The sequence below is a fragment of the Streptococcus infantis genome (genome assembly GCF_047463655.1).
Taxonomy (GTDB): domain Bacteria; phylum Bacillota; class Bacilli; order Lactobacillales; family Streptococcaceae; genus Streptococcus; species Streptococcus infantis_Z.
This window is the reverse complement of the sequence record NZ_JASHDM010000008.1, coordinates 35,947-58,046: the sequence shown is the minus strand read 5'-3', so window position 1 is coordinate 58,046 and position 22,100 is coordinate 35,947. Positions and strand designations below refer to the sequence as shown.

The following is a 22,100-nucleotide window of genomic DNA, read 5'->3' as shown; positions in this document are numbered from 1 at the left end:
CCTCTCCGGGTTTTGTTTTTCTCCACTACAATAAGTAAGGAGTTCGAGCCATCGTTAGACGAAAACTCTCTTATATTTTAATCTTCTTTTCTTTTGACAGCTAAGAGTGCTGCTGAAACTGCCATGCTAACACTTGCAATGAAGAGAGCTGTTTCAGAGTTATGTTCACCCGTATTTGGAAGAGCATTTGAATTTACCTCTTTAGATGTATCTTTATTCTCTACTGAAAGTTTTGAATCTTCTCGATACTCTGGTTTTTCCACTACAGGGGCAGGTTGGTTACCTACTGTACCAATTTGGCCTTTGTATTCTGAAACTTCATGGATTACGCCATCACTTCCATTCACACCGCCGGTAAACTCTGGTACTTCATGAACCGCTGCTTCAGAACCATTTACACCACCTGTAAATTCTGGTGCTTGGCTCACAGCTGCTTCTGCTGCGTTAACTCCACCCTTGAATTCTGGAACTTCGTTTACAGCTACTTCTTTTCCTGCCGTTCCAACTACTCCTGTATACTCTGGAAGTTCTACAACTGGCGCTAGTTCATCGCCTGCTGTGCCAAGAACTCCAGTGTATTCTGAAACCTCTACAACTGGTGCTAGTTCATCGCCTGCTGTGCCAAGAACTCCAGTGTATTCTAGAACCTCTACAACTGGTGCTGGTTCATCGCCTGCTGTGCCAAGAACTCCTGTATACTCTGGAAGTTCTACAACTGGCGCTGGTTCATCGCCTGCTGTGTCAAGAACTCCAGTGTATTCTGGAACTTCTACAACTGGTGCTGGTTCATCGCCTGCTGTGCCAAGAACTCCAGTGTATTCCGGAACCTCTACAACTGGGGCTGATTCATCACCTGCTGTACCGATTGGTTCTGTGTACTCTGGAACTTCATGGATTGCGGCTTCAACACCATTTACACCACCTGTGAATTCTGGAAGGTCAACAACTGGTGCTGATTCATCTCCCTTGCTTGATGTTGGAGTTTCAGGTTTAGGTTCTGGAGTTGGTTCTGGATCTGGAGTTGGAGTAGGTGTTTGGTCTTTCAATTGGTCGAGATAATCTGCAAAGAATTCAAGCATTCTATTTGTCAAAAGATGATTATCTGTTGCAAATTTCATGCTGGCAACAACACTTGCTACTTCCTCTTGATTACTCTTATCAGTCAATTTTTGAGCTTTTGCCAAGGCTGCTTCATAAGCTGTAGTATCAAGACCAGTTTCAGCAACTTGTGGACGAGCGAAGATCAATTCTGCAGCAGATTGATATCTATTGCCACCATCTCCGTAAGTTCTTGTTCCTGTTAGGACAATCTTCTTAGCTTTGATAGTCTTGCCAAAGTCGATATCTTTTGGCTTATTGTTATCAGCCCAATTGGTTGCATTGAAGGTATGTTCCTTACCTGTTTCATCCGTTACTACAAGAGTCACATCTCTCAAGTTACCATTTGAACCTGAACCGCGCGGAACATAACGGAAGCCTGTGATTTCAGTTGGTTCCTTCAAGACCATGGTTGCTGGTTTGCCAACATCTCCTCCGCTCCATGATGTATGCCATAGACTTGACACGTTGCCATCAAAGGCATTTTCAAGACCTTCTTGAGCCTGAGCAGGAGCTGTAAGACTTGCAAAGTCATCTGCTACAAGAGCTGTTTTCTTCATCACTAAAGCGTCTTTAAGAGCATTGACCTTAGCAATTTCAGACTTAGCTTCTTCTACACTGATATCATCGTCTGCTTGGCTGAGGTTGAAGACTGCTTCTTTCAAAGCATCCATTGTTTCTTTGGTGTAGTTGGTCATAGCAACAGTTGGAAGATAGTTCTTGACAGCATTTTCTGTCATCATCTTACCAGTCAAGACAATTTCTTCGATTTGCAGTCTGTCCATGATGAAGTCATTGTAGCCACGGAAGTTAGCATTACCACCTGAGTCTCCTCGAGTGTTGCTTGCATTGCCTGTAGAGTAGATACCTACCCATGTATCGCCAGTTTCTGCACCTGTTACTAGGAAGGTTGCACGTTTCGCTTTCTTAGAATCTGTCCAAGTATTTGGCAATTCATGCACTTCCAAATTACCTGCTTGTCCAGATTGGAATTCTCCCTTACCGACTACAAAGGCGTAAGTATTGTCAGATCCAGCTTCATAGTCAAATGTAATACGGTAGGTCTTGCCTGCTTCAAAGCGGAAGTTTTGTGGAATTGTTTGGTAAACCAAGTTACGACGACTTACGAGGCCATTTGTCTTGAGTGACCAATTTCCTTCGATAACATCATCAACTTTCTTGCCGTTCCAATCACGTTGTGTGTATGGTCCATGTTTTTCAGACAAGTGAGTACGGTTATCTTCAACGCCTTCGATACCACCGATAACAAATGGGAAGATACCTTGACCAACATTTTCAAAGTCTTGTTTGAAGATGCCTGTTGCAGTATCGTGACCGTCACCGTACATATTTGATTCATTTTCAAAGGTACGAATTTCATCAAAGTAAGTTGCTTCATCGCCTGCTTCACGACTCAAGGTCAAGGTTACATTTGATACATCTGAACCTGTTGTGAAGAATGCATACATATTTTGGAAGTAACTTGTGTTATCAACTGTTGCATTGCTTCGACGAGTATTGTGAGCATAGGCTTTTACATAGTTAAGTGCTAGTGACTTGTTGGTGTAGTTGGTTACTTCTTTTTCACCAGTATTAACGGTAATACTTGCTTTAGCATTACTACGGTTGTCTACACCGACATACACTGCGTATTTAGTATTTGGTTTCAAGCCAGTCAATTTTTGAGTGAGACTAACTTTTTCTTTATTGCCTTGGATGCGGAGCATTTGGTTTGCACCTTGAGACTTCACGATTTCAGCCTTAGAAGCATCTCCCGAAATCTTCCAATGATCCAAAGATTCACTGTTAAATCCTTGGTCATAGATGTGCATTCCTTCACTCCATGACATTTCTGGATTTGTTTGTTTAGAACGATAGAGAACATATGGCTGATTTGCAGTGAGATCAAGGGTAATCTTACCGTCTTTCACGGCAACTTCTTTTTCCTCAGTCTTACCTTGGTCAGTTAGTTTATAAAGGTAAACCTTACCATTTGCCCAGTCGCTAGGAAGTGTCCAAGTTGTTGCACCTGCTTCAGTATTGAAGTAGTACATTTTTTCCTTGTCACTCTCAAGCTTGTTACCATTTGCATCCCAGTTCCAAGGTGTCAAATAAGCTGAACCATCTTGGATGACACGTCCGTTGAGCGTTACTGTACGTTCACGGTATTGTGGACTGTTGACATCATTGGATTTACGAGTCACCACAACCTTGTTATTTGCAGCATCGACCAACTCGACTTTCATTTCTGGAGTCCATTTATAGGTACTACCATTGTCAGTCATGGTTACTGGTTTACCATTTTCCCATTTGCTAACAGTGAAGTGTTGGAAGTACTTGGTCATAACATCGTGAGCAAATAAGTTAGTTACATAACCATTATAGTCGCTACGACCTTGCCATCCTTCAAAGTCCTTCATGCTGTATCCGCCTAGAAGTGGGTAGTTAGCTGCACCTCCGTAGCTTCTGTAATCACCAACCCAAGCATCTTTTTGGTGGTTACGAATAAAGCGAGTGATGGCACTGTTGATACCTTTATTGGTATAGCCACCATAAGTCAAGTCAGCTGCCCAGTGATGGAAGGTAGAGTCATACTCACCACCATGGCCCCACTCAATTGCAAAGCGCCAACCTTGTTTGTTGATTTCTTTCGCAAGAACGTGAGTTGCCCAAGCACCGTTGTCACCTGATTGGCCGTTACCCCAAACGTCGACATAGATGAAGTCTAGGCCTTCACCCAATTCTTTCTTCAATTCTTCCCAACGTGCTAAACGTCCATGAGCCAAGTCATAAGCTGCATCGATGTTGATACCTTGGTCAAGCCAGTTCCAACCATAGCTATAGCTACCGTCAGCGTTTTTACGAAGAATATTTTCATTGAAGTATTTTGATTCAGGATAAGTTTCTGAAGCGTTGACGTGGATACCGAGATGTGCACCGTATTTCTTAGCTTTCTCAATAAGAGTCTTAAAGTCTTCAACACCACCGATACGTTTACCGATATCTGCGTAGTTCAAGTGACCTGAGTCATGTCCTTCACTTCCGTAACCTTTAAGGAGAACACCCTGACCTAGACCATCTGTATGGAGGTTAATCTTCTTGATACCATCCAAGGTCATAAGGAATGGGTTTTGTGCTTGTGAACCAAAGTTCATGGCGATACGGTAGGCTGTAATATTTTTAACTTTTTCCCAACCTTGAGGGTTGTTCATGATGCTACGGTATGCAATCGCACCATCTTGCCAGTCTACTTTATTATCAGCATTGGCATCTTCTGTGATGACAACTTTAGCACTTGGAAGTTCCTTGGTATATTCTGGGAAGACAATACCATTGTGGGCTTTTTCCCATTGCCATTCAGAGCTATGAATTTCCACATAGTTGGCATTGCCAATCGTATTCTTATAAGCTGTCAAACGTGTCCAGTCATAAGAACCACCACCATAGCTATTTTGCGAGTTACTCCATACACCAGCAGCCAGCTTATCTGTTGAAACAAATCCATACATATAACCTTTAGCTAATTCTTTCATTGGATTTGTTACTTCGATATGGTCATCACCACTGACGTGAGTATTGTTTGACATGGTTGCCCCATCAAACTTCGCTCCTGCTTGATCACTTGAAACAGATACCAAGGCATTTCCTAGGAAGCTGATGGAAGAAAGTAATTTACGTTCGTCATCAATCTTTTGTCCTGGTGTAACTTGGTTATGGTTGACAATCTTAGTCACATCAAAGTGAAGTTGGTTGTCCACCACTTGCAAACGAACGGTCATATCTGCATTGATGAGGTTTTCCTCATCACGGAGTTTCATTTCATACTCGGCAGTCGTTGCATTAATCTTCTTATAAGTAACTTCAGGAGTCACAGCGTGCTTGTTAATCACAACTTGATTAATCGGTTGCACTTGACCTGGAAGCTTGTTGCCATTTAGGACGTACTCTTTAATACGTGGGAAGGCTTGGTCGATGACTGCTTTCAATACTGTAGATTCGATCGTGTCATATTTGACTTTGCTATCGTCTACTGTATCACCTTTTTCTTTTTCAGCAGCCTCTTGGTCGTTTTTCACGCCTTCTTGGTCATCCGTTTTGACATTGACAATGGTTCTCTCACTGCTATAGCTTCCAGCCTTAAGAACGATTTTCTTCTCATCTTTGAGCTTGTCATTTACAGCAGATGGTAAGGTAAGTGTGTCAAAAAGTTTGACATCGTTGTTAGTTGCATTGAGCTGTCCATCTGATTTAAGGCTGATGGTCAAGTGGTTGACAGAACCATTTACTGGAGCTGCAACACGTCCACCTTGGTACCAAAGTCCACTTCCATTTGACTTGTATTCCCAGAACCATCCACCTTGGTCGTAACCTACAAAAACGTTGTTATCAGTGTCTTTGAATTTCATGAAGACACCAAAGCGAGATTTACCTGTTTCAGACTCTTCTTTAAAGGTCAAATCAACTGTGGCATTTCCATTAGCATCGACTGTCAAACCATCTTTTTCAAACAAGGCTGGTTTCTTACCATTGTCATTTTGAGCAGTTGAAGCTAGTTGGTTGTAACGAACTCCATTTTCTTCACGGATTGTTACTGTTCCCTGTTGGTCTTTATTTTCAACCGTTTTCCATTCTGGAGTAACTTCTTTTGATTCAGTCGGTTTATTCTCAGCTAGCTTGTTTTCAACAGGTTTATTTTCTGCTGGCTTGTTCTCAGCAGGTTTATTTTCTGCTGGTGTTTCTTCTTTTGGCTTATCTTCCTTAGGTTTATCCTCTTTTGGTTTTTCTTCCTTGTCCTCAACTTGTTTATCGAGAGCATCTAGACCAGCTGGTTTCGTTGTTTCAATACCCTTGATGTAGTTTTGAATCCACTCTAGCTGAGCAGGTGAGAAGAGAATACCTCCACTACGTTTACCAGATACACCATTTTGGTGAATACCAATCAATTTCCCATTTTCATCGAAAATTCCACCACCGCTGGCACCAGGTTCACTTCCTTGATAGCTAATGCCACGAACACCTTCTCCGTGATTGTTAATAGCTTCAACAGTGGTATTAAGGATTGGATCGAGCTCGCCTTTTGGATAACCAAAAACATGCACCTTATCTCCCACCTTAATTGTAGATGGTTTATCCAAAACTTCAACTGGAGCATTTGCAAGTGGACTGCGAAGTTTGACAATGGCTAAGTCATTTTTATAACCTTTTAGGAAACCTTCACGATCCCAGTGTTTCACATCATTCTTACTGAATTTGACATCCGGTGCCCCTTTGTAAGAAACTGTATAAACATCGTCATCACTTTCAACATTATCAGCTACTTTACGATTATTGCCATCTGGAACATCTTTGATAAAGTTATGAGAAACAGACAAAACGAGATTTTCCCCGATAACGATACCACTACCAAGCCCTGCAGCACTTTTAATTTCGACAGTCGCACCGTAGTTTAATATCCCATTTTTTGTTTTAGCAACATCTTCTGGGACTAGGCTTTTATCTTCTTTTTCTAGTTCTTCTTTTGAGGCAGTGCGGCCATTTTCTTCAGCCTTATCAAGTTTTCCACGTAATTCTTCAGGAAGAGTATCTGAAGCTGCTGAACTTGTTGCAGTTTCTTTTTCTTTTGCCAGCAATTCTTCTTCAGTCTTTGGTCCTTCAGTTACTTCAGGAGAACCCTGATCTTCACCAGGTTTTGGCGCTTCAAAGTCATGCCCATCATCCTCTTTAGCATTGGCAAGAGCTGCCGCCAAATCAGCTGGCATATTCGCTGTTGAACCTGTTTGTCCAGAATCTGCGAGAACAGTGCTAGTTCCAAAGAAAGCTGCACCAATCATAACAGAAGCAACCCCTAATGAAAATTTCCGAATACTATATTTGCAACGTTTTTCAAATAATCCTTTATCCATCGGTTTTTTTGTTCCTTTCAGTTTATCAAGTAAGCGTTTGCATTTTGTTTTAAAAAAATATCCTCCTCAATTTTTAAACACTTCTAGATAAACATATAATTTTTTCTATACCAACTTAATATATCAAAAACAGTTTGAAAAATCAATACTTTAATAGGTAAAACTAGTAAAAGTAAAATCCAATTAGTTGGCAAGTCTGAAACGATTTTCAGATGACCTTATTTCTAAAGAAATCGCTATAAAAAAGGAAACTCTATCTAAAAAGTTAGACCAATTTTGACTAGCTTTTTAATAAAGTTTCCATGCATTTTTATACTATTTTTACGTTTTTTATTGTTGTAAAACCTTTCGTGGCTTCGTTCCCTCTGCAGGTCCGATAACTCCAGCCATCTCTAATTCTTCCATCAAGCGAGTTGCTCGGTTAAAACCAACTGATAAACGACGTTGAATCATGGATGCGCTCGCTTTTTGAGTTTCAATGACCAGAGCCTTAGCTTCTTCAAATAGCGGATCTCCACCTTCGTCTCCTGTGCCAGACTCACCTTCTGTCTCAGAAACCTCACCTGGATCAAAGCTCTCATCGTAGTCTGCATCTGCCTGAGCCTTGATATAGTTTACGATGCGTTCGACATCATCATCCGAGATAAAGGAGCCTTGGAGACGAACTGGGTGGTTTTCATCAATCGGTTTAAAGAGCATGTCACCTCGACCAAGCAGTTTTTCTGCTCCATTTTCATCCAAGATAGTACGAGAATCTGTTCCTGATGAAACTGCGAAAGCGACACGAGATGGGACATTAGCCTTAATCAAACCAGAGATGACGTCAACAGATGGGCGCTGGGTCGCAAGAATCATGTGGATACCAGCAGCACGCGCCTTCTGTCCAAGACGGATAATAGCATCTTCCACTTCCTTACTGGCTACCATCATGAGGTCAGCCAACTCATCGACAATCACAACAATCAAAGGAAGAGGTACTTGTTTGTACTCAGATTGAGCGTTGAATTCCTCCACCTTAGCATTGAAACCAGCAATATTACGAACGCCAATTTTTGCAAAGAGTTCATAGCGATTTTCCATCTCATCCACGACTTTTTGAAGGGCCTTGCTGGCCTTACGAGGATTGGTCACAACTGGAATCAAAAGGTGTGGAATATCATTATAGACTGACAACTCAACCATCTTCGGATCCACCATCATAAACTTGACTTGGTCTGGACGCGCCTTCATGAGAATACTTGCAATGATACCATTGACTGCAACAGATTTACCAGAACCTGTCGAACCAGCCACTAGCAAGTGAGGCATTTTGGCTAGGTCAAAACTACGAGCTGTTCCGTTAACTGCTTTCCCAAGGGGAATTTCTAGCAGATTTTCAGGTTTAGTTTGCGATTGTTCCCAGAGCTCTCGGAAGGAGACTGTCGCAATCTCTGAGTTAGGCACTTCAATCCCGACTAAGGATTTCCCTGGAATTGGAGCTTCGATACGGACATCTTTCGCAGCCAAGGCCAGAGCCAAGTCATCTGCTAGATTAGAAATGCGATTGACCCGCACACCAACGGCTGGCTTGACTTCGTACTTGGTAACGGATGGACCGATTTCAGCACGTTCAACCGTTACCTTGATACCAAAACTTGCAAAGGTTTCTTCCAAAATCTTGATGTTTTCACGAACGATTTTCTTTTCTTTAGACTGATCTTTAGGTTTATCGGGTGCAAAAAGTTGCAAGCTTGGAAGTTTGTACTCTAAAGCTTTTTTAGCAGAAAAATCTACCTCAACATCCTCATCATCTAAGAACTCATCTTCTTCTTGAATGTCAACTTCGCTAGGAACTTCATAGTCTGCTTGAGGGAGAATAATTTCAGGTTCTACCCATTCTTCCTCAGGAAGGGGTGGTAGATCATCAAAATGAACAGGGGGCGCTTCTAAAATCTCGCCAGTTTCCATATCAACAGGAGGTATATCCAACAAGGCTTGCTCTGCTTGTTCTTTTTCTAGTCTTTCCTGTTCCTCCGCTTCCTTACGAGCTTTTTCTTCTTCTCGTTTGATGAAGCGTTCTTGTTTCCTCTGCTCACGTCGCTCCATCCAAAGTGCAAAACGTACTCCAAGAAAATCAGCGACATCATAGACAGACCAGGGACTAACTAGAAGAGCACCGATTAAGATTAAGATGGCTCCAATAAAATAAGTACCAATATTTGAAAAGAGAAAGGCGACTGGAATGTAGAGAGCAACACCTAAAAGTCCTCCTCCAGCAAAGCTAGTCACACGAAAGCCTGTCAAATCTGTCAACACTTGGGCCAAAGTCCCCTTTAAGACAGACTGCTCGATGCCATATTTCCATACTAGATAAGCTTCAAAAATCAGTAATAAACCTGAAAAAATGCAAAGAAAACCTGAGATCAGACCTTCGTGCTTCCGAATCCATTTAAAAAGAAAAAGATAGACCAGAACGACAAAAATGACTAGATAGGCCAGACTTCCTACTAATAGACGAATGAGATTATAAAGGGTGAGTCCCACTGCTCCTAATTTCAGGGCAGCGAACATTAAGCAAAAAGCTATGACTAAGGAAATTAACATCCGTTGGATAGCTTGCTTTCTTTCTAATTCAGCTTTTGACGGTCTCCGTCTTGTTTTACTTGTATTTTTGTTTGCCATTCTTCTATTATACCATATTTCAGAGACATCTAGAGAAATCAAAAAAATGACTGCCCACTTTTGTGTTCAGTCATTTGAATATGTTTGTGATTATTTTTCAGATGGTTTACGAAGATAACCGTATACCACACCACTGACAATTGCTCCTACCAAGACAAAGACAAGGTAAAGAAGAGCATTTGAAGTAAGGGCGATAACGAAGATTCCTCCGTGAGGAGCCATGAGTTTGATATTTGCAAGACCAACGAGTCCACCTGCTACCGCTGAACCAAGGATGAAGCTTGGGATAGCACGAGCTGGGTCTGCTGCACCAAATGGAATCGCACCTTCAGTGATGAATGACAAGCCCATAACGATGTTCGTCAAACCAGAGTTACGTTCTTCTTTAGTAAATTTATCTTTGAAAAGAAGTGTTGCCACAAAGATTGCAAGTGGTGGAACCATTCCTCCAGCCATAACTGCTGCCATGGCTACTGAACCACCTGTTGCCACTGTTGCTGCAAGAGTACCAGTACCAAAGACATAGGCTGCTTTATTGACAGGTCCACCCATATCGACAGCCATCATTCCTCCAAGAACGACTCCAAGAAGGACAGCTGATCCACCTTCAAGACCACCAAGGAAGTTGTTCATACCAGTGTTGATTGCGGCCATTGGGATATTAACAGCTAGCATGACAAAGCCTGTCAAGATTGTTCCAAAAAGTGGCAAGAGAAGGATTGATTTAGCACCTTCAAGTGAGCGAGGAACCTTCACGTATTTCTTAACCAAGAGCACCAAGGCACCTGCGATAAATCCACCAACAAGAGCTCCAAGGAAACCTGATGATACACCTGCAAGAGCTGAAGTTGCTTCACCACCTTGAGCATAAGGGATTTTACCAAAGGCAAAACCTTCTTTGGCAATAGCTCCAGCTACGAAACCTGCTACCAAACCTGGTTTTTCAGCGATTGAGTAAGCAACATATCCTGCAAATACTGGAAGCATCAAACCAAAGGCTGCGCCACCGATTTTCATGAACATAGAAGCGAGTTCATGGTAAGATCCAAGATTTCCAAGACTCTCATTAGGTACACCCATAGCACCATCAATCAAGAAAGCAAGGGCAATCATGATACCACCACCGATAACGAATGGCAACATTTGTGATACACCACTCATCAAGTGTTTGTAGAAGGCACCACCGAGACTTTGTTTTTCATTAGATGCTGTTGAAGCTTGCGCTCCATTAGCAGCACGATATACTTCAGCATTACCAGAAAGAGCCAAGTTGATCAGCTCTTCTGTCTTACGAATACCATCTGCAACTGGACGATTGACCAATGGTTTGCCATCAAAACGATCCATTTCAACTGCTTTATCTGCAGCGATGATAACAGCTTTGGCATTGCGGATATCTTCTGCTGTTAATTTGTTGCCAACACCACTTGCACCGTTGGTTTCAACCTTGATACCAACACCCATTTCCGCAGCCACTTTTTGAAGAGCTTCTTGGGCCATGTATGTGTGGGCAATTCCTGTTGTACAAGCTGTAACTGCTACGATAAAGTCACCAGATTCATTTGCAGGAGCTTGAACTGGTTCTTGAGCTTTTTCTGAAGCTTGGTTAAAGAGTTCAATGACTTGATCAGCTGATGTTACTTGACGAAGTTTATCAGCAAATCCGTCTTTCATCAAATATTGTGACAATTCTGCCAAGGCAGCTAAGTGAGTATCATTGGCACCTTCTGGAGCCGCAATCATAAAGAAGAGGTCAGTTGCTTGTCCATCTAAGCTTTCGTAATCAACACCCTTGTTTGATTTAGCAAAGAGAACAGTCGCTTCTTTGACAGCAGCGTTTTTGCTGTGTGGCATTGCAATACCATCACCCAAACCTGTAGAAGTCAAAGCTTCACGCGCTAAGATTCCTTCTTTAAAAGTTTCAAAATCTGACACATATCCGTGCTCTACCAAGCTATGAACCATTTCTTCGATAGCTGCTGTTTTTTCAGTTGCTTGCAAATCGAGCAACATGACATCTTTTCTCAATAAATCCTGAATTTTCATCTTTTTTCTACCTCAACTTTTTCATAAGTCTCTTTAATAAATGCTGCAGTTGCCAAGTCATCTGAGAATGTCGTTGCTGTTCCACAAGCCACTCCCCATTTGAAGGCTTCTACTGCGTCTTGTGATTTGACAAACTCACCAGTAAATCCAGCAACCATAGAGTCACCAGCACCAACTGAGTTTTTCACTGTTCCCTTGATAGGTTTTGCGAAGTAAGCTCCCTCAGATGTGACAAGAAGTGCACCGTCACCAGCCATAGAGATAATGACGTTTTGAGCACCTTTAGCTAGCAATTCTCGAGCGTATTTCTCTATTTCATCAAGGCTTTCAAGCTTGACTCCAAAGATAGCTCCCAGTTCATGATTATTTGGTTTGACCAAAAGTGGTTGATAATCCAAACTATCAATCAAGGTTTGACCTTCAAAGTCACAGACTACTTGAGCGCCTGTCTGACGCGTCAAAGCAATCAAATCTTTGTAAATAATATTGCCTAGATTTTTAGCACTCGAACCTGCAAAGACAACTGTATCTTCTGCTGTTAAACTTGAAAGAATAGCTTTTAACTCTTCAAGTTGTTCAGCTTCAACAGTAGGACCAGTCCCATTGATTTCTGTTTCTTGATCTGCTTTGATCTTGACATTGATACGCGTATCTTCTGCCACTTGGACAAAGCGTGTTTCAATTTGCTCTTCAGCCAAAGTATCAGTGATAAATTTACCTGTAAAGCCACCGATGAAGCCTGTCGCTGTATTTGGAATATCCAAGCGTTTCAAGACACGGCTAACATTGATACCTTTACCACCAGCAAACTTATCATCACTATCCATACGATTGACACTACCAACTTCCACTTTATCCAGACGGACAATGTAGTCAATAGATGGATTTAGTGTGACTGTATAAATCATACTTCGATAACCTCCGTTTTTTCTTTGATAGCTGGCAAGAGTTCGTGACCCTTGCTTGTAATCACAATAGCTCGTTTTATAGGGGCGACCTTAGCGAAACAAGACTGACCAACCTTAGATGAATCCGCCAAAACATAGGTTTGTTTGGCATTTTCTAGAATAGCACGCTTAACAGCTCCCTCCTCCATATCTGGAGTTGTATAATAACCTTCATCCACACCGTTCATTCCGATAAAGGCACGGTCAAAGTGAAGCTGGTTAATCTGATTAAGCGCGACACCTCCGATACTGGCATCAGTTGTCATCTTGACTCCACCACCGATAATAACTGTCGGGATTTGCTTATCCACTAATTGAACCGCATGGTGAATGGAGTTAGTCACAACAGTAATGTCTTTTCGCTCCAATTCCTTAATGAGAAAGGCTGTTGTACTTCCTGCATCCACAAAGATAACATCTTTTTCTTTGATGAGGGAAGCTGCCTTTTGCGCAATTAATTTTTTCTCTTGAAGGTTTTTGACAGATTTCTCTTGAATGGTTTCTTCTTCTTGCAAGGAGTGAGGCAACTCTGCACCTCCATGCACTCGGCGAAGTTTATTTTCCGATTCCAATTCATCTAAATCGCGTCTAACTGTTGATTCTGAAGTATCTAGCAAGCCTACTAATTTCTCTAAAGTAACGACTTTATGTTTACCCAACTCCTCTAAAATCAACTTTTTTCTCTCAGTTTTTAGCACTTACTCACCTCCTGTTAACGATTACAATAATCATTCTATCACAAAAAATAGCAAAGTCAAGCACTTTTTGTCATTTTCTTTCATTTTCTAACATTTTGCCAATTGTTTGAATTTTATTTGCAAGATACTTGCCTTTATGTTAAACTATCTTAGTAAGTATTGGAAGATTACTCAAGAGGCTTAAGAGGCCGTGTTGGAAACGCGGTAGGCGTGTGAAAGCGTGCGTGGGTTCGAATCCCATGTCTTCCGTTGCTATAGTGTAGCTGCATCTTCATGCAGCTTTTTATAATGGATTTTTCATCTAAGATGAGAATTCCAAAAAATCACCCAAGATTCAACTCTTGGGTGATTTTTTTCTTCAATTTTAATCATCAAAATGATATTTTTTCTACTTCATCTCAGATGCTCTTAAAAAATATCAAATAGCAATTTCACATTGAGAACAGTTAAGATAATGGAAACAATATAACCAAGGATAGTATTCCATTTGGCATTGGTAAATTCTCCCATCAGTGATTTCTTAGAAGTTAGATAAATCAGTGGGAAGATTGAAAATGGAAGAGCAATCGAAAGAAAGACTTGTGAATAAACCAATAACTGATCCAATGTTTTTTCCTGATGACCAAACAAAACTGCTACTATCATGACAGGTAGTAAGGCAAAGAGACGAGTTGCCAAACGAATGAACCATTGAGGTAATCTCATATGCAAGAAACCTTCCATAACGATTTGTCCAGTCAAGGTACCCGTAATTGTCGAATTTTGACCACTGGCTAATAAAGCCAAGGCAAACAAGGTTGATAAGGTCGAGCTAGCTATAGCTCCTGCAATAGTAGAATCCTGCAAGGCATTATACATTTGAGAGAAGGCAGAAATCTCAGATGCATGGCCGAAAAAGAGAGCCGCCCCGAGAATTAATAGAAGGGAGTTAACCACAAAGGCCAAGGATAATTGGAGATTTGAATCCCAGGTCATAAAGCGCACGGCTTTTCGAACATCATTCTTGTCCTTGTGATTGATTTTCCGAGTTTGAGACAAGGAAGAATGCAAATAGAGGTTATGGGGCATCACTGTCGCACCCACGATACCTAACGCCAAGGTTAATTGACTTTCATGCCCTGGCAAAGGACTTTCAAATAAGGTTGCATTCGGTAGATAACCCTCAACGATTCCTTGGAAGCTTGGATGTGACAAAGCTACCAGATAGGTAAAAATTGCTAGAATGGTTAAAATCAGTGTTGTCACAATAGCTTCAATCTTCTTAAAGCCAAATTTCATCAGAAGCAATAAGAGAAAAACATCCAACACGGTCAAGAGAATTGCTATCATAATCGGAATCTTAAAGAGAAGATTGAGAGCAATGGCTGAACCTAGAACTTCTGCCAGATCTGTCGCCATCAAGGCTAATTCTAAAATCACCCATAGACTATAACGAAGCCATTTAGGTGAATGATGAGCCGTTGCTTGAGCCAGGTCCATCTGGGTTACAATACCAAGCTTTCCTGCCATCTGCTGAAGTTGCATGGCAATGAGAGATGAAATCAAGATAACAAACAAGAGACTATACTTATAGGAAGCACCACCGACTACACTGGTAATCCAGTTTCCTGGATCCATATAACCAACTGCGACAAGAGCACCCGGACCTAAAAAGGCCTTTAAATTTTGCCAGAAATGATTGTTATTTGGAGTATCGATAGATTGATTAATCTCAGAGAGTGACACTTTTTTATGAGAAGACATAGATACTTACCTCTTTCTAAACCTACTTTTTCATTATTTTCTATTAGAGAAAAATAAGATTGACTTTAAACTATTAAAACAATGAAAACTATATGAAAAACATTTAGTTTTTTCATTATTTTTCTTAAGGCACCTTAATATTTTTCTTAAGGCACCTTAATTATAACACAAAAAATGAAAACTATATGAAAAACATTTAGTTTTTTCATTATTTTTCTTAAGGCACCTTAATTATAAAAAATATGATAAAAACTTAAGAAAATTCAACAAAATTTTAGGGAAAGTCAGAATAAGTCTACTCATTAACGATAATGATAAATCTATTGATAAACTTTGACATTTAATAGTGAACTGTAACTATTATTTCTAACTCGATTTCTCTATAAAAGAGGAAAAACCAGCGTCTTTTGACGCTGGATAAAAGCTACTTAGATCATTTAACAAGAAACTAAATTGCTTCTGTGACAAAACTTCTACTTTCAAGTACCTTAAGCATAGCATCTGCTGTATCCAAGGCTGTGAAGAGTGGCACACCATGTTCGATAGCTGAACGGCGGATTTGTTCACCATCTTCATCAGCAGTTCGCTTAGTACCAACTGTGTTGATGATAGCTTGGATTTTCCCTTTACGAACATAGCTTGGGATATCATGTTCATCATCACCAATCTTACCAACGAGTTGAGCCTTCAAGCCATGACTTTCAAAGAAAGCTGCTGTTCCTTGAGTCGCAAGGATACCATAACCAATATTTTGGAAACGACGAGCCAAATCCAAAGCTTCTTCCTTGGCATCATCAGCGATAGTAAAGACAACATTTCCAAAGGTTGGCAAGTGAAGATAAGAAGCTTCAAAGGCCTTGTAGAGGGCTTTTTCAAGAGTCGTATCAGAACCCATAACTTCCCCTGTTGACTTCATTTCAGGACCGAGCAAGCTGTCTACTTTCGCTAGCTTGGTAAATGAGAAGACTGGCGCCTTGATATGAACACGACTGCTTTCTGGATAAAGTCCATCCTGATAACCAAGTTCTTCAAGACTTTGACCAAGAATTAACTTAGTTGCTACTTGAGCCATAGGGATATTGGTCACTTTAGAAAGAAATGGAACCGTACGGCTGGCACGTGGATTGACCTCAATAACGTAGACTTTTTCATCCTTGATAACAAACTGGATGTTCATCATTCCAAGGCAGTTAAGACCGATTGCTAGGCGTTTAGTATAGTCTGCGATTGTTTCTTGCACCTTTTGCGACAAGGTTTGTGGTGGGTAAACGGCCATTGAGTCACCTGAGTGGACACCGGCACGTTCGATATGCTCCATGATACCAGGGATAAGGACATTTTCACCGTCTGAAATGGCATCAACTTCACACTCTTTTCCAACGATATAAGAGTCAACAAGGACTGGATGGTCAGGACTAGCCTTAACCGCTGTACGCATGTAAGAACGAAGGTCTTCCTCATTTTCAACAATTTCCATGGCACGTCCACCAAGTACATAAGATGGGCGAACGAGGACTGGGAAGCCAATCTTGCGAGCTGCAAGAACTGCTTCTTCTTCATTTGTAGCCGTTTGTCCTGGTGGTTGTGGAATATCCAAATCTTTGAGGGCTTGTTCAAAGAGGTCACGGTCTTCGGCACGGTCTAGGTCAGCGACCTGTGTACCAAGGATGGTCACACCTGATTTTGCCAATGGCTCCGCAAGGTTGATAGCTGTTTGACCACCGAACTGAACGATAACCCCTTTTGGTTGCTCCAAGTCAATAACATTCATAACATCTTCGAATGTCAATGGTTCAAAGTAAAGCTTGTCAGATACAGAAAAGTCTGTTGAAACGGTCTCTGGGTTTGAGTTCATGATGATGGCCTCATAGCCAGCCGCCTGGATAGCCTTAACAGAGTGAACTGTTGCATAGTCAAACTCAACCCCTTGCCCGATACGGATTGGACCAGAACCTAGAACTAGAACGGATTCCTTATCAGACTTGATAGATTCATTTTCCCAACCATAAGTTGAATAGAAATATGGTGTCTCAGAGTCAAATTCTGCCGCACAAGTATCGACCATCTTATAGACTGGGACAATCTTGTTTTCCAAACGAAGCTGGCGAACTTGGTCAGCTGTCGTTTCCCATAGTTCAGCAACCTTACGATCTGAGAAGCCATTGAGTTTGGCAGTTTTCAAAACTTCTAAATCTTGTGGATGGGCACCCAATTCTTGCTCAATTTCAAAGATATGTAGGAGTTTATCGAGATAAAAGATATCGATTTTTGTAAGCTCTGCAATTTCTTCTGGTGTGTAGCCACGACGAATGGCTTCTGATACATAGAAGAGACGGTCATCTTGAGCCTTGACAACCTTTTCAATCAAGGCATCATCAGAAACTGCTGCAAGCTCAGGCATTTCATTGTGGTGAACGCCAATTTCAAGTGAACGACAAGCTTTCAGAAGTGACTCCTCGATGTTACGACCAATGGCCATAACTTCTCCAGTCGCCTTCATCTGAGTACCAAGACGGCGTTCTCCCTTTTCAAACTTGTCAAATGGGAAACGTGGAATCTTGGCAACGACGTAGTCAAGGGCTGGCTCAAACATGGCATAAGTTGAACCTGTAACTGGGTTGATGACCTCATCTAAGGTCAAACCGACTGCAATCTTAGCAGCCAATTTAGCGATTGGATAACCTGTCGCCTTAGAAGCAAGAGCTGATGAACGAGATACTCGAGGGTTTACTTCGATAACATAGTACTTAAAACTGTGAGGATCGAGAGCCAACTGAACGTTACATCCACCTTCAATCTTGAGTGCGCGGATAATGCTCAAACTAGCATCACGAAGCATTTGGTTTTCATAGTCTGACATGGTTTGCGCAGGGGCAAATACAATGGAATCTCCTGTGTGAATCCCTACAGGGTCAAAGTTTTCCATGTTACAAACAACCAGGGCATTGTCAGCTGAGTCACGCATAACCTCGTACTCGATTTCCTTGAAACCTGCAATAGAACGCTCAATCAAACATTGGGTAACAGGTGACAACTTCAAACCATTTTCAGCAATTTCACGCAATTCTTCCTCGTTGGCACACATACCACCGCCAGTACCACCAAGTGTGAAGGCTGGACGGACGATCACTGGGTAACCAATTGTTGCTGCGAAAGCTACGGCTTCTTCCACTGTATTAACAATTTCTGATTCAGGAATTGGTTGGTTCAGTTCTTCCATCAATTGTTTAAAGAGATCGCGGTCCTCCGCTTGGTCGATGGCAGACAATTTAGTACCGAGAAGTTCTACTCCCAATTCATCAAGAATGCCATTTTTAGACAATTCCATGGCCATGTTAAGCCCTGTTTGCCCACCAAGAGTTGGAAGCAAGGCATCTGGACGTTCTTTACGGAGAATACGAGTTACAAACTCAAGTGTGATTGGCTCAATGTAAACCTTGTCTGCAATTTCCTTATCAGTCATGATAGTCGCAGGGTTTGAGTTCACCAAGACAACCTCATAACCTTCCTCTTTCAAAGACAAGCAAGCCTGAGTCCCAGCATAGTCAAACTCAGCAGCCTGACCAATAATAATCGGACCAGAACCAATCACCATAATTTTTTGAATATCAGTACGTTTAGGCATTTATAAGATATTAAGGGCGTCAAGCGGACAAAGCTAAAATAGGAGTTGTGACGAAGAACTGTCAGTTCTAGGAATAACTATCTTTTTAGCACTGTCCGTAGCCCGTATTCAGTTCAGCAAATACGGCTCACCCTTCTCCTTTCTATTCGTCGCCTCACAGGGCGACATTAAATAAATTCTCCGACGATTTTTTAGCGAAACGATTTTTTTCGATAAAAAATCTAGTGCAGGGAGTTTTTAGTTCGCCTAATAGCGACTAAAAGAAACGACCTGCCTTTCTATTCGTCGCCTCACAGGGCGACATTAAAGAAGATACAAAGGACGAATAGAAAGCGATTAAATTTTAGGAAACCAAGGAAGGATTGACAATCCGAGTTGGGTTCTCTAAATTCCGAGCTTTCCGTCCGTGTTCAGTTGCATAAATTCTCCGACGATTTTTTAGCGAAACGATTTTTTTCGATAAAAAATCTAGTGCAGGGAGTTTTTAGTTCGCCTAATAGCGACTAAAAGAAACGACCTGCCTTTCTATTCGTCGCCTCACTGAGCGACATTAAATAAGATACAAAGGACGAATAGAAAGTGATTGGATTTTAGGAAACCAAGGAAGGATTGACAATCCGAGTTGGGTTCTCTAAATTCCGAGCTTTCCGTCCGTGTTCAGTTACATAAAGTCTCCGACGATTTCACACTCGTCTTTAGTTTGCTTGTTTGAAGGCTTCCATCATCTCGATGAACTCGTCAAATAGATAACTTGCATCGTGCGGACCTGGTGCAGCATCTGGGTGGAATTGCACAGAGAAACCTGGTTGGTATCTGTGACGTACACCTTCAACTGACTTGTCATTGATTTCTTCATGAGTAATCATCAAATGGTCTGGAAAATCTTCACGACTCACTGCATATCCATGGTTTTGACTCGTGAAGTCCACGCGCCCTGTTGCAATTTCACGTACAGCGTGGTTGAATCCACGGTGACCAAATTTCATCTTATAGGTCTTGGCACCATTTGCCATTGCAAAGAGCTGGTGCCCCATACAAATACCAAAGATTGGAATCTTGCCAAGAATACCACGAATCATATCAAGTGCTTCTGGTACATCTTCTGGATTTCCCGGTCCATTTGACAACATAACTCCGTCTGGATTTAAGTGAAGGATTTCCTCTGCTGTTGTAGTATAAGGAACGACCGTTACATTACAATCTCTCTTAGACAACTCTCTTAAGATTGAATGCTTAAGACCAAAGTCAACGAGTACCACGCTCAAACCTACTCCTGGAGCTGGATATGCAGTTTTTGTAGAAACCTGTTTGATATTATCAATTGGTAAAACAGTTGCTTGAAGCTGATCTGTGATGTGATCAATACTATCTCCCACATGTGTCAGAGTCGCTCTCATAGTCCCATGTTTGCGAATGATTTTTGTCAAAGCACGTGTATCAATACCTGAAATACCAGGGATCTTCTTAGACTTCAAAAATTCATCCAGTGTCATCTGGTTTCGCCAGTTGCTGGCTCTACGAGCTTCTTCAAATACTACTACACCTTTACAGGTTGGACTGATAGACTCGTAGTCATCACGGTTAATCCCATAATTTCCAACCAAGGGATAGGTAAAAGTTAGAATTTGCCCATTATAAGACTGATCCGTAATGGATTCTTGATAACCGGTCATCCCAGTATTAAAGACGATTTCACCAGTTACATCAATATCAGCCCCAAAGGCTTTTCCTTCAAAAATTGTTCCATCTTCTAAAACTAGAAGTCGTTTAGTCATAAATTCACCTCTCGTGGATGCTCTCAGGCATCTTTTAACGTTTTGTGTCTTATTTTGCGTTTCTGTAAGTCAATACAGATTCTAAAATTGCCATTCTGACAAAGACACCATTGGTCATTTGTTGAACAATACGTGATTTTGGTGCTTCGACCAAGTGATCAGCAATTTCAACATCGCGATTTACAGGAGCAGGATGCATCAGAATAGCTTTATCTTTCAAGCGATCGTAACGTTCTTGAGTCAAACCATGCTGGGCATGATAACCCTCTTTTGAAAAGACTGTTCCACTTTCATGACGCTCATGCTGAACACGGAGAAACATCATCACATCAACTTGGTCAATGATTTCATCAATGCTTACAAACTGTCCATAGTCTGCAAACTCTTGACTTCTCCATTCCTCAGGTCCAGCAAAGTAGAGTTCTGCTCCTAAGCGTTTTAAGATTTGCATATTGGATTTAGCCACACGCGAATGGTCAAGGTCACCAGCAATGGCTACCTTGAGTCCTTCAAAGTGTCCAAATTCTTCATAAATCGTCATTAAATCAAGCAAGCTCTGGCTAGGATGTTGCCCAGAACCGTCGCCACCATTGATAATCGAAGTCATAATCGTCGGACTATCGATCAACTCTCTGTAGTAATCTACCTCTGGGTGTCGGATGACACAGGCATCTACTCCCAAGGCTGACAAGGTCAAAATTGTATCGTAGAGTGTTTCACCCTTGTTGACTGAACTTGTTTTTACATCGAAGTCCAGTAGGTGAAGGCCCAGTTTAATCTCTGCTACTTCAAAAGATTTGTGGGTACGAGTCGAACTCTCAAAGAAGAGATTAGAGACGATGTGTTGGTCTTCATAAGAAGCCTTTGCTCCATTTTTAAATTCGATCCCTCGTTTAATCAATTTCATGACTTGTTCTACAGTAAGGTCTTCCATTGAGACTACATGTTGAATGGCTTGTTGATTTTCTGACATGGCTAACTCCTTTGGCTATCTAAGCTTCTTCGGTAATAAGAACACGATCTTGTCCATCTAGTTCAGTCATCTCTACGATGATTTCTTCTGAACGACTGGTTGGGATATTTTTCCCTACATAGTCTGGACGAATCGGTAATTCTCTATGCCCGCGGTCAACTAGAACAGCTAAACTCACACGAGAAGGACGACCATGGCTTACGATGTTGTCAATAGCTGCTCGGATAGTCCGACCTGTGTAAAGCACATCGTCCACCAAGATGACCTCACGTTCTGTCACATCAACAGAGATTATAGAAGTATCTTCACCGCTTTTGACATCGTCACGGAATGGTTTGGTGTCTAACTCAACGACTGGCACTGAGATAGATTCCAACTGTTCCAATCGCTCTTGGATACGGTGGGCAATAAAGACACCGCGTGTTTTTATCCCAGCCAGTACAATCTTGTTCAAATCTTTATTTCGCTCGATAATTTCATAGGTAATTCGAGTAATCGCTCGCTTGACGGTCAATTCGTCTACAACTTCTTTTGTCTTCATGACAAACCTCCAAAAAGAAAAGTCTCCTTAAACAAGGAGACTTCAGAATGTATAGTTAAGCTAGCCCTACCAAAACAGCAGAGACTCCAC

At 41.5% G+C, this 22,100-nt stretch carries 10 protein-coding genes and 1 tRNA gene; 1 reads left to right on the top strand and 10 read right to left on the bottom strand.

The annotated features are described in order from the left end of the window. Positions 1-77: 77 nt before the first annotated feature. From QM877_RS07065 to QM877_RS07045, 5 genes are all read right to left on the bottom strand, one after another. Positions 78-7,001, bottom strand: coding sequence for a SpGH101 family endo-alpha-N-acetylgalactosaminidase (locus QM877_RS07065; RefSeq protein ID WP_414317983.1), 6,924 nt, complete (start codon positions 6,999-7,001; stop codon positions 78-80). A 330-nt stretch (positions 7,002-7,331) separates the two neighbouring features. Beyond that, positions 7,332-9,662, bottom strand: a complete 2,331-nt coding sequence (locus QM877_RS07060) for a DNA translocase FtsK (RefSeq protein ID WP_414317982.1) — start codon at positions 9,660-9,662, stop codon at positions 7,332-7,334. Between the two features lie 90 nt (positions 9,663-9,752). After that, positions 9,753-11,708 carry a fructose-specific PTS transporter subunit EIIC gene (locus tag QM877_RS07055; protein WP_414317981.1) on the bottom strand — a complete coding sequence of 652 codons (1,956 nt, stop codon included), beginning with the start codon at positions 11,706-11,708 and terminating at the stop codon, positions 9,753-9,755. Continuing rightward, on the bottom strand, positions 11,705-12,616 hold the full coding sequence (pfkB, locus tag QM877_RS07050; RefSeq protein WP_414317980.1) for a 1-phosphofructokinase: 912 nt from the start codon (positions 12,614-12,616) through the stop codon (positions 11,705-11,707). Before pfkB ends, QM877_RS07055 begins: the two co-directional genes overlap by 4 nt. Beyond that, entirely contained in the window at positions 12,613-13,353 is a 741-nt protein-coding gene (locus QM877_RS07045; RefSeq protein ID WP_000920622.1) for a DeoR/GlpR family DNA-binding transcription regulator, read from the bottom strand. Before QM877_RS07045 ends, pfkB begins: the two co-directional genes overlap by 4 nt. A 161-nt stretch (positions 13,354-13,514) precedes the next feature. On the opposite strand from QM877_RS07045, the gene QM877_RS07040 reads away from it, so the two are divergent. Further along, positions 13,515-13,602, top strand: a tRNA-Ser gene (locus tag QM877_RS07040). 159 nt (positions 13,603-13,761) lie between these two features. Here the strand turns inward: QM877_RS07040 and QM877_RS07035 are convergent. The 5 genes from QM877_RS07035 to pyrR all read right to left on the bottom strand — a co-directional run bounded on the left by QM877_RS07035 (position 13,762) and on the right by pyrR (position 22,010). Next, positions 13,762-15,096 (bottom strand): Nramp family divalent metal transporter, encoded by a 1,335-nt coding sequence (locus tag QM877_RS07035; protein ID WP_000094598.1) that lies wholly within the window; start codon positions 15,094-15,096, stop codon positions 13,762-13,764. A gap of 448 nt (positions 15,097-15,544) precedes the next feature. Then, on the bottom strand, positions 15,545-18,721 hold the full coding sequence (gene carB / locus QM877_RS07030; RefSeq protein WP_414317979.1) for a carbamoyl-phosphate synthase large subunit: 3,177 nt from the start codon (positions 18,719-18,721) through the stop codon (positions 15,545-15,547). A 695-nt stretch (positions 18,722-19,416) separates the two neighbouring features. After that, positions 19,417-20,496, bottom strand: coding sequence for a carbamoyl phosphate synthase small subunit (locus QM877_RS07025; RefSeq protein WP_000166838.1), 1,080 nt, complete (start codon positions 20,494-20,496; stop codon positions 19,417-19,419). 49 nt (positions 20,497-20,545) lie between these two features. After that, complete coding sequence (locus tag QM877_RS07020; RefSeq protein ID WP_414276165.1) at positions 20,546-21,469, bottom strand: aspartate carbamoyltransferase catalytic subunit; 924 nt, start codon at positions 21,467-21,469, stop codon at positions 20,546-20,548. Between the two features lie 19 nt (positions 21,470-21,488). Next, complete coding sequence (gene pyrR / locus QM877_RS07015) at positions 21,489-22,010, bottom strand: bifunctional pyr operon transcriptional regulator/uracil phosphoribosyltransferase PyrR (protein ID WP_049549150.1); 522 nt, start codon at positions 22,008-22,010, stop codon at positions 21,489-21,491. Positions 22,011-22,100: the final 90 nt, after the last annotated feature.